Source organism: Acinetobacter legionensis (assembly GCF_048551735.1).
GTDB lineage: Bacteria > Pseudomonadota > Gammaproteobacteria > Pseudomonadales > Moraxellaceae > Acinetobacter.
This window is the reverse complement of the sequence record NZ_JBIMBV010000006.1, coordinates 1-15,627: the sequence shown is the minus strand read 5'-3', so window position 1 is coordinate 15,627 and position 15,627 is coordinate 1. Positions and strand designations below refer to the sequence as shown.

At 37.4% G+C, this 15,627-nt stretch carries 10 protein-coding genes and 1 pseudogene; 3 read left to right on the top strand and 8 right to left on the bottom strand.

All coding sequences use genetic code 11. From position 1 onward, the window contains the following. Positions 1 to 159 precede the first annotated feature (159 nt). Entirely contained in the window at positions 160 to 1,506 is a 1,347-nt protein-coding gene (locus tag ACG9ZL_RS06745; RefSeq protein ID WP_419301466.1) for a dicarboxylate/amino acid:cation symporter, read from the top strand. A gap of 560 nt (positions 1,507 to 2,066) precedes the next feature. Here ACG9ZL_RS06745 and pstB read toward each other — a convergent pair. From pstB to ACG9ZL_RS06725, 4 genes are all read right to left on the bottom strand, one after another. Further along, positions 2,067 to 2,978, bottom strand: a complete 912-nt coding sequence (gene pstB, locus ACG9ZL_RS06740) for a phosphate ABC transporter ATP-binding protein PstB (RefSeq protein ID WP_419359515.1) — start codon at positions 2,976 to 2,978, stop codon at positions 2,067 to 2,069. Between the two features lie 17 nt (positions 2,979 to 2,995). Continuing rightward, the gene (pstA, locus tag ACG9ZL_RS06735; RefSeq protein WP_419327736.1) at positions 2,996 to 4,390 is read right to left on the bottom strand and encodes a phosphate ABC transporter permease PstA; all 1,395 of its coding nucleotides are present in this window, start codon (positions 4,388 to 4,390) and stop codon (positions 2,996 to 2,998) included. Beyond that, positions 4,387 to 5,766 (bottom strand): phosphate ABC transporter permease subunit PstC, encoded by a 1,380-nt coding sequence (pstC, locus tag ACG9ZL_RS06730; RefSeq protein WP_336954407.1) that lies wholly within the window; start codon positions 5,764 to 5,766, stop codon positions 4,387 to 4,389. The genes pstA and pstC overlap by 4 nt, the downstream gene beginning before the upstream one ends. 103 nt (positions 5,767 to 5,869) lie before the next feature. Next, a complete protein-coding gene (locus ACG9ZL_RS06725; RefSeq protein WP_419359514.1) occupies positions 5,870 to 6,877 on the bottom strand; it encodes a substrate-binding domain-containing protein in 1,008 nt (335 codons plus the stop codon). Between the two features lie 860 nt (positions 6,878 to 7,737). On the opposite strand from ACG9ZL_RS06725, the pseudogene ACG9ZL_RS06720 reads away from it, so the two are divergent. Then, a pseudogene (locus ACG9ZL_RS06720) lies at positions 7,738 to 8,790 on the top strand (Rieske 2Fe-2S domain-containing protein). Positions 8,791 to 8,989: 199 nt separating this feature from the next. Next, complete coding sequence (locus tag ACG9ZL_RS06715; protein ID WP_336954405.1) at positions 8,990 to 9,655, top strand: O-methyltransferase; 666 nt, start codon at positions 8,990 to 8,992, stop codon at positions 9,653 to 9,655. Between the two features lie 378 nt (positions 9,656 to 10,033). On the opposite strand, the gene ACG9ZL_RS06710 is transcribed toward ACG9ZL_RS06715, so the two are convergent. The 4 genes from ACG9ZL_RS06710 to ACG9ZL_RS06695 form a co-directional block, all read right to left on the bottom strand. Next, the gene (locus ACG9ZL_RS06710) at positions 10,034 to 10,876 is read right to left on the bottom strand and encodes a universal stress protein (protein WP_336954404.1); all 843 of its coding nucleotides are present in this window, start codon (positions 10,874 to 10,876) and stop codon (positions 10,034 to 10,036) included. Between the two features lie 127 nt (positions 10,877 to 11,003). Continuing rightward, positions 11,004 to 11,621, bottom strand: coding sequence for an acyltransferase (locus tag ACG9ZL_RS06705; RefSeq protein WP_336954403.1), 618 nt, complete (start codon positions 11,619 to 11,621; stop codon positions 11,004 to 11,006). Further along, positions 11,614 to 12,210 carry an IMPACT family protein gene (locus ACG9ZL_RS06700; protein WP_419359513.1) on the bottom strand — a complete coding sequence of 199 codons (597 nt, stop codon included), beginning with the start codon at positions 12,208 to 12,210 and terminating at the stop codon, positions 11,614 to 11,616. Before ACG9ZL_RS06700 ends, ACG9ZL_RS06705 begins: the two co-directional genes overlap by 8 nt. Positions 12,211 to 12,323: 113 nt before the next feature. After that, positions 12,324 to 15,627: BapA/Bap/LapF family large adhesin (locus ACG9ZL_RS06695; protein WP_419359512.1), on the bottom strand; the 3,304-nt coding region annotated here is incomplete at its 5' end.

Here is a 15,627-nt window from a genome sequence, read left to right as displayed (position 1 = left end):
CAGCTCTTTTTATCTAAATAACATATTTGTTATTTTGATTAAACTATTTAAAATCAACACGTTAAAAAGAATAATTACATTTTTAAAATTTATGAACATTTGCGTGTCATTTCTTTAAAAAATGTTTAATTTTATCAACATCAAGGATAAGGATTGAGTATGGATATCTCCTCACACGATGAACACCTACCCCCTAAAAAACAAAAGTTTTATCAAATCCTCTATGTTCAGGTTATTTTTGCCATTGTACTTGGTATCCTTCTTGGACACTTTTGGCCAGATATTGGTGCAAGTTTAAAACCATTAGGTGATGCATTTATTAAACTGGTTAAAATGATTATTGCACCTGTTATTTTCTTGACGGTTGTCACTGGAATATCAGGCATGAAACATATGGGAACTGTAGGACGAGTAACCGGTAAAGCGATGCTTTATTTCCTAACATTCTCAACACTCGCATTAATCGTCGGGATGATTGTTGCCAATATTATTAAACCAGGACAAGGTTTAAATATTGACCCTACATCATTAAAATCAGAGAAAGTTGTTGAGTACGCTGAAAAAGCACATGACGCTTCGATTGTCGACTTCTTGCTGAATATTCTTCCAACAACCATCGTTAGCCCATTAACCAGTGGTGATATTCTACAAGTTCTATTTGTTGCCGTATTATTTGGTTTATCCTTAGCTGCGGTAGGCGAAAAAGGTCAACCGATTGTAGATTTCTTAAATAACCTTACAGCACCTGTATTCCATTTAGTTGGAATGCTGATGAAATTTGCTCCGATTGGTGCTTTTGGTGCAATGGCATTTACAATTGGTAAGTATGGTATTGAAAGTATTGGAAATCTTTTACTTTTAATTATGACGTTCTATATCACTGCCTTACTCTTTATTTTGGTTATTTTGGGTGCAGTGGCGCGCTACAATGGATTTAGAATTACAGATCTAATTCGCTATATCAAAGATGAATTATGGTTAGTTTTAGGGACCAGTTCATCTGAAGCCGCACTTCCATCATTGATGCGTAAAATGGAAAAAGCAGGCTGCGAAAAATCTGTAGTCGGCTTGGTTATTCCTACTGGTTATTCATTTAACCTAGATGGTACCAACATCTATATGACGATGGCGGCGCTCTTTATTGCACAAGCCTGCAATATCGATTTGAGTATTCAAGACCAAATCTTATTATTGCTCGTTGCAATGCTAAGCTCTAAAGGCGCTGCTGGTGTTACAGGTGCTGGATTTATTACCTTAGCAGCCACATTATCTGTTGTTCCAGCAGTTCCTGTTGCAGGTATGGCTTTGATTCTAGGTATTGACCGCTTTATGTCTGAATGCCGTGCACTGACCAATTTAGTCGGTAATGCGTGTGCAACGATTGTTGTGGCACGTTGGGACAATGCTTTAGACAAAGACAAACTGGCTACTGCATTCGCTCATCCGAGTAAAGCACACTATGACGCTAAAGCAGTTGAACAACATCGTGAAGATCCAATCGATTAAAAACATACTATAAGCAATCTTGGTAATAAGAAGGAGCTTTTGAGCTCCTTTTTTATATAAAGCAACTATGAATAGCTCAGAAAATTACAAATAACAATCAACTGCTATTCGCATATAAAATAAAGCCCTAACTGAAAAATATGTTTAATACACAAAGCTTAAAATGATGTATGTCTTAAAAAAGCCTTTGTCTAATTTCCCGCTCTTATAAGCTCAAATAATTAAGCATTTATTTCATGGCACTTATATTGAAATATGAACGCATAGCTCATCTATTCCTACCTCTTAAATTATTTAGCCTTACCCATTCTTATTAAATTGGTTTTATTAAAAAATACTAGACTTAACTAAAACTGCATTACATCCCTATTTCAGCACCCAACAAAGAAAAGATTTAGACAATCAATTTATTATTTGGCAGCTTAGGTTTTTAATTTTTTTTATCTACCATTCTCATAAATTTAATTCATTGTCTCAAATTTTTATATGCTTTATCTATATAAAAAGAGCCTTACGGCTCTTTAATTTCTCAACTAAACTGGACTTAATCAGTGCTCGACTTAACCAAAACGACCAGTAATATAAGCTTCAGTCAATTGGTGATCTGGTTGAGTAAAGACTTTCTCTGTAGAGTTAACTTCGATTAAGTCTCCTAAATGAAAGTAGGCTGTACGGTCAGAGACACGTGCTGCTTGTTGCATGGAGTGGGTTACAATTGCGATTGTATATTGTGCAGAAAGCTCAGAGATTAACTCCTCAACTTTTGCTGTCGCAATCGGATCAAGTGCAGAACATGGTTCATCCATTAAAATCACGTCTGGGCTTACAGCAATTGTTCGCGCAATACACAAACGTTGTTGCTGACCACCAGAAAGACCTGTGCCTGGCTGACTTAAACGATCTTTAACTTCATCCCACAAACCTGCTTTACGCAAACTATTTTCAACAATCTCTTCTAAATCATACTTATCTTTGGCTAAACCATGTAGTTTAGGCCCATAAGCAACATTATCAAAAATTGATTTAGGAAACGGGTTTGGTTTTTGAAATACCATTCCGACTTGAGCACGAAGCAATACAACATCTAGATTTGGATCATAAATATCTTGATTATCTAAACGCACTTTACCTGTTACACGACAAGTATCAATCGTATCATTCATACGGTTTAAGGTGCGTAAAAATGTTGATTTACCACAACCTGATGGACCAATAAATGCAATCACTTCATTTTCATAAACTTGAAGATCAATACCCTTAATCGCTTCAGCTTCACCATAGTAAACATGCACATCTTCAGCACTAATTTTCACAGTTGTATTTTTTTCTTTCTTCGGCGTCGAAGACTCAAACTGGGATACAAAAGAAGTGCTTGCTTGCTTTTGCTTACTGTCAGTCGATGTAAATTGAGAATGTTCAGAATTCACGGTTGTATCCTGTCTTAAGGAATTTTTAGTTTCTACAGTATTCATCTCTATTCTGCCCTCTTTTACCAGCGAACTTCAAATTTCTTACGTAACCAAATTGCAAAGCTGTTTAGACCGACCATGAGTGCCAATAACACAATGATGGCTGCAGCCGTACGCCCTTCGAAGAAGTTACGTAATTCATTACCTTGCCATAAGTAAACTTGAACAGGTAAAGCCGTAGATTGGTCTAATGGAGATACTGGAATATTTGCAACGAAAGCACTCATACCAATTAAGAGTAATGGTGCTGTTTCACCCAATGCATGAGCAATACCAATAATCGCACCTGTCATAATCCCTGGCAGAGCCAAAGGCAATACATGGTGGAATACTGTTTGTAAACGAGAAGCACCTATACCTAACGCCGCTTGACGAATTGATGGAGGTACTGCTTTCAGTGATGCACGAGTGGTGATAATTACTGTAGGCAAGGTCATTAAACTTAATACCAAACCACCGACCAAAGGTGCGGATATAGGCAAATGCATCCAACCAATAAAAATGGCAGCGCCCAATAATCCAAATACAATCGATGGAACCGCTGCAAGGTTATTGATGTTTACCTCAATAATGTCTGTGATAAAGTTTTTTGGTGCAAACTCTTCGAGATAGATCGCACTTGCCACGCCCAATGGAATAGAAATCGCAATCACAATTAACATCATGAACAATGAACCCATAAATGCACCTGCTAAACCTGCTGTTGCAGGTGAACTTCGTGAATCAGGGTTAGTGAACATTTGTGTGTTAAAAGTTCGGTTAATAATCCCTTTTGCGGCCAAATCATCTGAAAGTTGACGTACTTCTGGGCTAAGTTGTTGTTGCTCATCAGGTAATGAACGATCGATATGACCTGCTAACCAAACATCAATATTAGCATCAGCAAGGAAGTTGAGTTCGACTGTTTTACCAATCAATGCAGGATCTTTGAAGACCATATCACGGATACGATAAGCTTCTGAGCTGGTGTAAACACCCGAAAGATCATCTCGACGGCTTTCAAGTGTAGGATCTTTTGCAATGATTGCATTTACAATCAAGGCATCCCAATCAACCATACCCATTTTAGTTTGCCAGTCTACATAACGCTCTTGAAAAACAGCAGGAGACTCCCCTACTTTTTGCGTTGGTTTTGGTCCTGCATCAATCATAGCGGGATCAAAATATACAGGTACAGTCATGCTTGCTTGCCAAAATGCTGGCAACCCTTTGTATAAAATACTTCCAAATAAGATTGCTACAAATGCCAAGCCAGTAATCACTGCTGAAAAGCCAGCAATACGGAAGGTCTTTTCTTTACGATGGCGTTTTGACAATGAGCTAGCAATTTTAGCTTTACGTTTTTCTCGCAACTCAGCAGCGGCTTGAGGATCAAATACATTTTGATCCACAGGAGATGTATTTGATGTACTCATTCGTATTGCTCACGATATTTACGCACAATATAAAGTGCGACAATGTTTAAACACAATGTAATGGTAAATAAAGTTAAACCCAGTGCAAATGCAACTAATGCCTGCGGACTTGCAAAGTCTGTATCACCTGTTAATTGTTTTACAATCGTTACTGTTACTGTGGAAACAGCTTCAAGTGGATTGATATGTAACAATGGACTATTACCAGCAGCGAGTACTACAATCATGGTTTCACCTACCGCACGAGATACTGCGAGTAAGAATGCACCAGTAATACCTGGTAAGGCAGCTGGGAGAACCACTTGGCGAATAGTTTCAGATTTGGTTGCACCTAAACCTAAAGAACCATCACGCAAAGCTCGCGGCACTTGAGTAATAATGTCATCTGATAAAGAAGATACAAATGGGATAATCATAATCCCCATTGCAAAACCCGCTGTTAGTGCGCTAGTCGCATTAACTTCAACGCCAATAGAATCACCAATTGATTTGAAGATTGGACCAAGCACCATCATGGCAAAAACACCATAAACAATGGTTGGAATACCCGCTAAAACTTCAATTGTTGGCTTTGCCCATGAACGGAATCGAGGTGAAGCATATTCAGCAAGATAAATTGCAATCATTAGACCCAGTGGAACAGCAACCAGTAGTGCAATACCACTGACCATGAGTGTTCCCCAGAGTAATGGTAGCAAACCATAACTTCCTTCGGCATTTCCTGAAGTACTAAACCCAGGATTCCACTCTGTACCAAAGAAGAAGTCGATTGGACTTACAAACTGGAAAAAGTGCATCGCTTCACTGAACATCGACATCACAATACCCACAGTTGTGAGAATCGCGACACCAGAACAGAGGATCAAAACAACATTAATAGTTTTTTCAACTTCGTTACGTGCACGAAATTGTTGACTAATTCTTTTTCTTGCCCAAATCAATCCAAGGATCGCAGCACACGTTACCACAGCAAACTTTGCAAACGAGCCAATTCTTTCAAATTTTGAGAGTTGTTCTGCAGCTGCAACCTCATAAGCTGCTGGCGTATCTGTCACACCAAAGCCAGAGGCAATTGCTTTAATACGATCTACCAGTACATCTACCCCAGCTGTATCTAGCGATGAAGCAACAGTTGCTGGAACATTTTTTAAAATTAGATGTTGTAAAACACTTGGTTCTACCAAATTCCAAACAATCAAAATTAAAAAAGCTGGGATTCCACACCACAACGCCACCAAAGAGCCATAGTAGCCAGGACGCGAATGTAAAATTGCAGTGTTATTTCCCTTACCTGCTAGGCTTCGGCTTTTTCGTAGCCCGATTTGATATGCGATAGCGATTAAAGCCAATAACACGCCAATGAGTAGCAGATTCATGTATTCTCCACCGTTTTTTCAATTTCAATGCTTTGAAAAAACTCTACTTAGCAAGGAAAGCCGATGGTAGTCACCCACCATCAGCTCCATTATTGCGGTTTTATTATTTACCAGCTTTAAAACCAGCTAATACTTTTGCACGTTCAGCATCTGACAATGAAATCAAACCAGCTTTGTCTAACTTAGAACCTTTACCAGATACCTTCTTGTTAAGGAAGTATTCAGTATATTCTTTTAAGCCTTTGATTGACTGTAAGTGTTCACCTTTTACATAGAAGTATAAAGGACGAGATACAGGGTAAGTACCATTTAAAACAGTTTGCTCAGAAGGAACAACGTTGTTCACTGTCGCAACACGTAATTTATCTTTGTTTTGGTCATAGAAACCTAAGCCAAATACACCTACCGCACTTGGAGATGTTTTTAAACGTGCTAGAGTTTCAGTATAATCACCAGCAATTTCAATTACTTTACCGTCTTTACGGAAGTTAGAACATGCTTTTTTCTGTGCATCTTTGTCTAACTTTTTGAAGTAATCGTAAGTTTCGCAACCCGCTTCAACCATTTTCTCTTGGAACACTTCACGTGTACCGTGGTTAGAAGCTGGAACAACTAAAGTAATTGGCTCATTTGGAAGCGATTTATCAATTTGGTTCCAACGTGTATATGGGTTTGGTACCAATTTACCATTTGATGGTAATTCAGCTGCTAGGGCTGCAAATACGTGTTGTGGACGTAATTTATAAGCTGCTTTACTTGCATTTGAAGCAAAAACGATACCGTCATAACCGATTTTTATTTCTTGGACTTTGTTTACGCCAGCTTTTTTACACGCTGCGATTTCAGTATCTTTAATTTTACGTGAAGCATTTGCGATATCAATTGTGTTATCGCCTACACCTGAACAGAACTGTTTAAGACCAGCAGAACTACCGCCTGAGCCAACTACAGGTGCCTTAAATTGAGGGAAAGTGTTACCAAATTCTTCAGCAACAATACTCGCATAAGGAAGTACAGTAGAAGAACCAGCGATTTGGATGGTATCACGAGCATTTGCTGATACTGCTGCCCCTGAAACTGCTAATGCAAGTGCGATGTGATTAATGCGCATTCTTTTCTCTCTTAAATAAACTGCAATTTTGAAGTACACCACTTCTTGTTGTGTAGTACTTTTCGGATAATTGCATTTTGATTTTAAAATATGACAAATAAGTTACAGCTTTATGACGCTTTTATGATATTTGATAATTCACATTTGATTTTATTAAAAATCTTTTAAATTCAATATGTAATCAACTGTGTGCTATTTTTTAAATTTGAGGATATTACAATTCAAATTGTAATATTTCATGTGTATGTCACAAAAACTGTATTAACGTTTACATACTTAAAGCGACAATATACGTCGTATCAACCTTATTTACTCATCTAAAAACCTTTAAAATAAATAAAAAAGAGCAATTTAAATAATGAGATTAAATCGTAAAGAATGGCATGAAACTTTTCTAAAAATGGTAGCCTCAGCTAGCATGATTACATTCATTATCTATATGAGCTGTTGGATCATTTACTTTTTATTGGCACAAATTAGTCAATACAATCTGATCCAAAATATTGTTATTAGTTTTAGCTTCATCAGTTTATTTATATTAACCATGCAAACCTTACGCTCAATGTATCAAGTCTACTATTTGCCTTTAATGAATAGTTGCAGGTTAAATTATCAAAAAATTATTTTCTTTTGCAGCAGTTTCTCCATCGCACTTATTGTACTCAGTTCTTTTTTATTAAATTTTGGAAAAATGTTAAAAGATTATTACAGCTAAGCCTATATATGGAAATCCACCGCTTATCATACTTAGTAGTCAATCATGTGTTCTCTTTTTTTCCATCATTACGCATAATAATTGAAATTTCAAAGAACACAGCATTGTTTTATATTCAAATGAGCATTCCATAAAAGATTTGAATATGAATAGCAAAACGCTGAACAGCTTTAACCCAGACCTCCCCGTTCATATGAGCTTCTCCGAACATGACTGGCAACTCTTAGCCCAATATTGGTATCCAATTGCAATAGCAAGAGATATTACTGAGCAACCACTCGGAACCATGTTGCTGGATATGCCATTGGTCATTTATAAAATAGGTGCTTAAATTATTGTTGCCAAAGATGCCTGCCCACATCGCGGTGTTCCGTTAAGCATCGGAACAAATGATGGTCAAGGTATCGTTTGCCGTTATCATGGTTTACGCTTTGGTGAAAATGGTAAATGTAATCGAATCCCTGCTCATCCCAATCATAAAATTTCGGACCGTTTCCACCTAAAAACCTATGCTGCTGTTGAACGTTATGGATTAATCTGGTGTTCACTTTTAGCAAAAGAACAGGATATAGCCAATATTCCAAATATGCCGCATTGGGATGAGACCGCGTACCAACAACTGGTTTGTCCTCAAGTCGATTTAAAATGCTTTGCTGGTCGACAATTGGAAGGCTTTATCGATGTTGCCCATTTTGCATGGGTACATCCAGAAACTTTTGGTGACCCAGAAAATACAGAAGTGCCTGATTACACTACGCAAGAAACAGACTATGGTTTTAGTGCTGATTATATCAGTAGTGTAGGTCGTTACCCGATTGGTCTAGATCAATTAGGACAAGCGGATTTTCAATGGTTACGCCATTTTGAAATTCATTTGCCTTTTACCGCAACATTAACCATTCATTTCCCCAATCAAGCGAAACAGGTCATTATGAATGCTGCCTCGCCCATGACAGCACGTAGTACTCGATTATTTGCCCCCATTTGTCGTAACTATGATCAAGATTTACCAATAGAAGATGCTTATGAATACAACCTTAAAATCTTTGAAGAAGACCGTTTGATCGTTGAGACACAAAAACCAGAATATCTACCTTTAGATTTATCCATTGAGACGCACTTCCCTGCTGATCGCAGTTCAAGTATGTATCGCCGTTTATTAAAAAAAATTGGATTTAGCCCATTCTTCGCTGCATAAATCAGTTTCATCACCATGTTTTATAGAAGTTGATCTGGCTTCTTTAAAACAATAAAACCTGAATGTATCGTTCTATATATTTATTATTTTTCAAGTTGATTAAATTTAACTCAAAAGTTTCTATTAAAATTGCACTCTTCGTTTAAAAGATTAAAATGCAAATTACATAAACGAAGTGACTCCAATTAGGTGGTATAACATGCAACAAATGTGGTCAGACATCGATACCTATATCGAATCACATTTAATTCCTGAAGACCCAATCCTCATACAAACATTAAAAAACACTGAGGATAAAGGATTTCCAGACCACCTTGCTGTTGCCGCAAATCAGGGCATGTTATTGCAAATGTTGATTCAAATGAACAAGTGCAAACGTGTTTTAGAATTAGGTACTTTTGCAGCGTATAGCACCATGTGGTTAGCCCGTGCGTTACCTGAAGATGGCTATATTTTAACGATTGAAGGTCGTGATACACATGCTGCTTTAGGTCAAGAAAATATAGATCGTGCTAATCTAAAGCAAACCGTTGAATTAAAATGTGGTCGCGCAGCTGATATTTTAAAGAATTTGCCTGAAAGTACTAAAGCTTTCGACTTTATTTTTGTCGATGCAGATAAACAAAGTTATCCTGAATATTTAGAGCTAAGCTTAAACCTTTCACATTCTGGAACAGTCATTGTTTTGGACAACGTGATTCGTGCTGGTGATATTCTTGACCCAGCGAATATTAAACCAAGTATTGAAGGGATTCGTGACATGTATAAAGCTATGCAAAACCATCCTAAAATTCTGTCATGTACTGCTTTACAAACAGTTGGCAGCAAAGGACATGATGGTTTTGCCATTGCAATTGTGAAATAAACCATTGTAACCTAAATTTAAAAGCTGCTATTTATATAGCAGCTTTTTTGTAGCTATGATTTTAACAAATCTATTCAAGCTTAGATCATCTTCCTTAGAGTTATCCCCTGAACTTGTTTGTAGAATTGTGGATAACTCAATAATGATTTAATAAGCCTATGAAAATAAAATATTTTTAATTGTCGATTAATTTTCAACCAGTTAAATTCACAGTTCATTAAAAAGCTATTGCATTTCAAAATGCAATATTTTTATTAAATTTTTTAATCAAAAAAAATGCCACAAATCCCATTATTTGTGGCATTCCATTTCTTCTGTTTCATCCATCTTTTGACTTAATATCGACGGTGAAGTTGCTTTTTTTTCCTAAGATAAAACTTATTTTGCGACTAACAATGGAACAGAGGCATTTCTAAAGATTGAGGTTGTCACACTACCTAAAAAGAACTGATGAATCTTACTATGACTAAAAGCACCTAGCACAATCAATTGAATTTGATGTTGATTTTGATAATCCAAAATATTTTCAGCAACATCACCATAACGATATTCTACTACTACATCCAGACCCGCATCTTTTAAACGTTGCGCAGGCTCATTGAGAATTTCAGGATGATCACCGACATAAAGTAAATGACATTGTAAAAGTTTAAGTAAATCACTTTTTTCAACACGTTTTAGCATTTTTTGACATGTTTCAGAAAGCTCATAAGCAAAAATAAAACGGGTTGGTGGTTTAAATGTTTGCCCAACAGTTAATACAGTACTTTTCGTTCCACGAATAAAGTTTTCAACATTACTGCCCAATATTTTATTCTTCTCAGCTGAACGCTCACCAACTCTACCGATTACAGCGATATCATCTTCAGTCAACTCATTAAAGCTTTGTTCTAGAAAATCACCTTTGGCTTGAATTTGAATAGGTCTGATATTGTATTTTTCTTGAATCATTTCTGAAATATGCTTAAGTAAATTATTGCTGTAATCCAGTGCTAATTCACTTTGCTTTTGTTCAAGCTCAGCCAGCTCTTTAAGCAACATCGCATTACTTTCGAAGCCAATTACCCCACTAATTTCCCCTAAATGATAACTTGCAGGGTAATAATCCAATACTTGCAATAAAACCAGTTCACGACCAGTTTTTTGAGCAATCCATGCGGCTGCTTCTGCCAATGCATTGATGCACGGAGAAGAGTCAATACAAGCCACTACTCTGTTCATTTTAACCTCGCTTTAGCTTTACAGCTTTGGGTCTATATTATTTAAATTAGCACAAGTTTTTATAAGTTTGGACAACTTTATGTAATTAATTCCATAATTTAATTATGTATTTGTACAAACTGTGCATTCATTCACGATAACGAATAAAACGTGCTGGGTTTCCAGCCACAATTTCTCTTTCAGCCACATTTTTAGTGACCATACTATTCATTCCAATTATGGCATGTGAAGCAATTTTTACCCCATCTTTTACACCAACGTGTGCCCCCAACCAAACATCTTGACCAATTTCAATGCCTTGGGAAGTCACAGCTTGTTGATAAACAGGAATACTCAAATCCATACCATGATCAAAAGCATAAAGATGACAATAGGCGGCTATACGGACTTGATCATGTAATTTAATACCGACTTTACCCCCATCTAAAATACAATGATGGTTGATCGCAACTTCATTACCAATCTCTAACGGCCCATGCAACGTACAATCCGCTGCAATAAAAGTATTATCCCCAATGAGAATTTTCCGACCAGGCTCAGCAAAAATATGAGCCAAAGGTGAAATAAAACAATTTTTACCTATTTCAACAGTTTCCATTGCCATCAAATACGCTTGGTACTGCTGCTGCCACTGCTCCGCCCAAACTCGATTTTTCGGTTTAAGTGAATAATACAGCCATGGCATATAATTTAAGCGATGCTTATGTTGTTCACGATATTTTAGTAATGGATCTTGCTCATTCATCAATGTCTTCCAACAATTTAAGTTGCTCACGCCCACGCGTTACATCTTGAACTTTTAACTTAAGTGGATCAATTTGATGTATTTGTAATAATGCTTCAACTTCAACACCATCAGCGGTATATTGTTCTTTATACTCAATGTCTTGGGTATTTAATTCATACTGAAAAATCGACCATTCGCTGAAGTGGCATTGAAAATAAATTTTCTTCTTTTCAATCAGTTCTATTTTCTCAGCCAAAAGCAAACATTGCCCTGAACAGCCGCCATAAGCCCGAACTAAACCACCTGTACCTAATTTGATGCCACCATACCAGCGATTGACCAATACAATTGTGTTGGTTAAATCATTACCCTCAATGGTTGCAAGGATTGGTCGGCCTGCTGTACCTGAAGGTTCAACATCGTCATTAAAACGAACATTATGACCTATTTTCCATGCCCAGCATTGATGTGTTGTTGTTAGATCTAAATGTTTTTCCAGAAATATTTTAACTTGCTGCTCATTTTCAACAGATGCTGCAATGGCTTGAAATCGACTCTTTTTAATGTCTTCCTCAAAAATCATTTCAGATACAAGTGTATAAACCATAATGAAAATAAAGCATTCAAACTCAATATATTGTCATTATAACGTGCTTTTAAAATACATGGGACAATAAAAAACCCTAAGCGAACTTAGGGTTTTTCAATTTACTGACTAAATTATAGAACAAGCTGATGATTTTGAAGCAAGAGTTTCAAGATATCATCTTCAGTTTTGCCATTAAATGCAGCACCTGATTGCGCTAAATTATCCAATTGGAGTAAATCGGTTTTGCCAGTGTACGTAGTTCCTGCACCATCACGATCTAGGGTGAGAGTGACATTATTACCATCAACTCTTACTCCAAGATAGTTTTTCAGATAGTTTGCCGATGCTGTTAAATCGGTTGTGATATTTGCACTATTAAAACCAATCAGTAAATCAGAAATATCTATGATGTCTGCATTCGTATCAGTGTTCACATTTCCTGAATGGAAGTCTGTCCAATGATCGACGCCATTTCCACCACTTGCACTCGCACTTTCTAATACATGATATACAAGCACATCTGAACCTCCATTACCCGTAAAGGTATCATTCAGTTCACCACTAATCAGTGTATTGCGGAGAGCATCACCAGTGGTTAGTGCATCAACTGTTACTGTAAGAGATGCTGTATGATCTTGACCAAAAACAGAGAGTTTATAATCGAATACTTCTTGACGACCGATTACTCCCGCACTTGGTGTATAAACATAGCTTCCATCACTTTTCACGAACAGACTGCCATACTCACCTTGCACTGTCACACCATTATATCCAACCTCTACAAACTGACCATTACCCGTATCAATACTAAATTTAGCATAAGATGGATTATAGGTATCGTCTGTCAACATGTTGCCAATAATTGGAGCTGCGGTTACTGGGCCAATTTCATTATAGTGAGTAATATCTTGCGCTAAGCTCACTGTAGCATTAAATCCTAAACCTATATTACCCGATGCAGATGCTGTAATTGTATAGGTTCCTGGCCCTAAATTAGGCATGTCGACAGTTATTGAACTTCCAAGTGCATTGAGAAGAGGCTTACCGGTTATCGTCCCAACAACTGTACCATTTTGATCTTTGATTGTAAGAACAATCGTTGGCAATAGAGAAACTGAAAGTGCTGGGATATTTACTTTAACTACAACATGAGAAGAGTCTGTATTCGCCACACTAAATGTCGTCGGAGTATAAGTACCAGCACCACCACCTAATGAACCTGCCACTGCAAAACTAGCACCTTGATTCGCTTCACTTACTGTTTGTACCACATTCGTTACAGCACCAATAGCGACATGCTCTGCATTGTCTAAAATAATTGGAGCTGGAAGAGATATATCATTTTGAGGGTTTGCATTATCCCAAACCACGCCAGAGTTATCACCATCAATACGAATATTTAAATTCGCTGTTGCTTCACTGCCATTAAAGTCCCTGATCGTGTAAGTAAATGTATCTACCTTGCCAATATCTGCAGCATCACCATTACTCACATATTTATAATGACCGTTTGGAGAAATATAAAGTGTTCCGTAAGCACCTACAACAACCGTGTTTGCACCTGATAATGTGACTGCAGGATCACCCACTTCATTGGCCACTTTAGTAACAAATGTTGTTGTATTTACTTCATCTGCACCATCCACACTTGAAATTACATTTCCTTCAATGGTACTTGAACCCAAATATTTATTGGTTTGGTCTTGCATGGTTAATTCAACACCACCAAATAACTGGGCAGATGCTGTCGAATCCAATAAATTCAAAATTTGTTGTAATAAACCAGAATCCGTTGGTTTCTCTTGTAGCGCGATTGTATAAACGCCGGGTGGTAAATTATCTATATTAATCTGACCAGAATAATTAAAGATAATGCCCAACAATCCAGGTGGCGTTAGTTTTACAGCATCTTCCACAATGAAGTGCTCTTTTTGTATAACGCCGTTTTCATCTACATATTGACGTTCAAGTACAGCATTGAAAAACTTATCAGCTGTTCCTAATAAAGCACCAATAAGTCCACCTATCGCAGCACTTACAACGCTACCGCTCACATTGACATGAATACTCGATGTGCTGTTTTCTTCAACTTCAAAATTAAATGGTACGGTATTACCTAAAGAGATATTTAGTCCGAGTAAATTTACACCTAATAATTGAGAAGCTCGTCCTTGTTCACCAACATCATCACCCACAGATTCATGATAATTTTTAACAGTTGCAAGGTCATCATTTGCCACAACTTGATCTACATGATCTGGTGGAGTCAACTCTCCAGGATCTGCTGGTGTTCCTGCAATATTAATAATGATTTGAGCAATATCAGATGTTGTTCCATTGGACAGTTTATAATCAAATATTTCAGTTTTTCCTAAAGCCGCCTCTCCAGCTGTCACAGTATAAGTAAAGACTCCTGTTAGAGTATTAATTTCAAGGCTGCCATACTCTCCTTGAATCGTAACAGTACCTGATGCAACAGAAGAACCATCTATTTCAATAATCGAACCACCACTGACTACATCTTGCCCATTGCCATTATCAGCAAAAACATTACCTGTTAATTCATAGTTAGCAAAAACTTCTTCAGTTCCAGTTACACTGATATTTGTTTTTTCATAAATCGTTAACAAGTTTGACAATAGAGGAGCAACAGCAGCATCAACAATGTAATCAATTACTCCAATTGGTAATACGTCCAGTAGCTGGTTAACTACGCTTGAAAGTGGTAAGCCAATTGTATTAACAGGGATTAAAATTGTATTGACTAAAGCAAGTATTGGAGCACCCAAAACCGGGCCGAGTACTGCAGTAATTGCTGCCCCGATAGCTGCAGCATTTGAAGCCCCCAGAATTTCCCCTTCACCACCAAGATCACTAATAGCAACATCTTTGAGTAAGGTTGTTAGAGCACTATCATCTGCCTGAACGGCTACCGTATAATTACCTTCTGGTAAATTAGTAAAATCAAGCTTAATTGAATCGTTGCTATTTACGACACCAATGATTCCAATACCACCAACAGTGACAATACCACCTTGACTCGTACCACGTGCAACCTCCACTGGTCCATTGGTAGTTTGCTGATAAATAACAATCTGAACAGCCTCACCGACCGAAATCAGATCTTGTTGCGAAACCGTGACAGAAATATTACCAGTCGACCCCTTACCTGCATTGCCTGTTGTTTGTGGAATTGAAAAATCTAGACCGGTAGCATTATTCCCCAAGATATCAACCACTGCGATATCTGAACCAGCAACTTCTGTACGATCAATACGAGTTTCCTGACCTAGATCCAATGCAAATTCATCATTTACAGCATTAAGTGGCGGAATAACAATCGAACCATTGTCTACTGCTGTCGCTGGCAGCGTTGCTGCATCATTGCCTGCTGCATCTTGAATCGCATTAACATCATTCCCCGTGGTTGGATCG

Coding starts and splice junctions, on each gene's coding strand:
- ACG9ZL_RS06745 (WP_419301466.1), top strand. CDS start 160: ATGGATATCTCCTCACACGATGAACACCTACCCCCTAAAAAACAAAAG.
- pstB (WP_419359515.1), bottom strand. CDS start 2,978: ATGAATACTGTAGAAACTAAAAATTCCTTAAGACAGGATACAACCGTG.
- ACG9ZL_RS06700 (WP_419359513.1), bottom strand. CDS start 12,210: ATGGTTTATACACTTGTATCTGAAATGATTTTTGAGGAAGACATTAAA.
- ACG9ZL_RS06715 (WP_336954405.1), top strand. CDS start 8,990: ATGCAACAAATGTGGTCAGACATCGATACCTATATCGAATCACATTTA.
- pstC (WP_336954407.1), bottom strand. CDS start 5,766: ATGAATCTGCTACTCATTGGCGTGTTATTGGCTTTAATCGCTATCGCA.
- ACG9ZL_RS06725 (WP_419359514.1), bottom strand. CDS start 6,877: ATGCGCATTAATCACATCGCACTTGCATTAGCAGTTTCAGGGGCAGCA.
- ACG9ZL_RS06705 (WP_336954403.1), bottom strand. CDS start 11,621: ATGAATGAGCAAGATCCATTACTAAAATATCGTGAACAACATAAGCAT.
- pstA (WP_419327736.1), bottom strand. CDS start 4,390: ATGAGTACATCAAATACATCTCCTGTGGATCAAAATGTATTTGATCCT.
- ACG9ZL_RS06710 (WP_336954404.1), bottom strand. CDS start 10,876: ATGAACAGAGTAGTGGCTTGTATTGACTCTTCTCCGTGCATCAATGCA.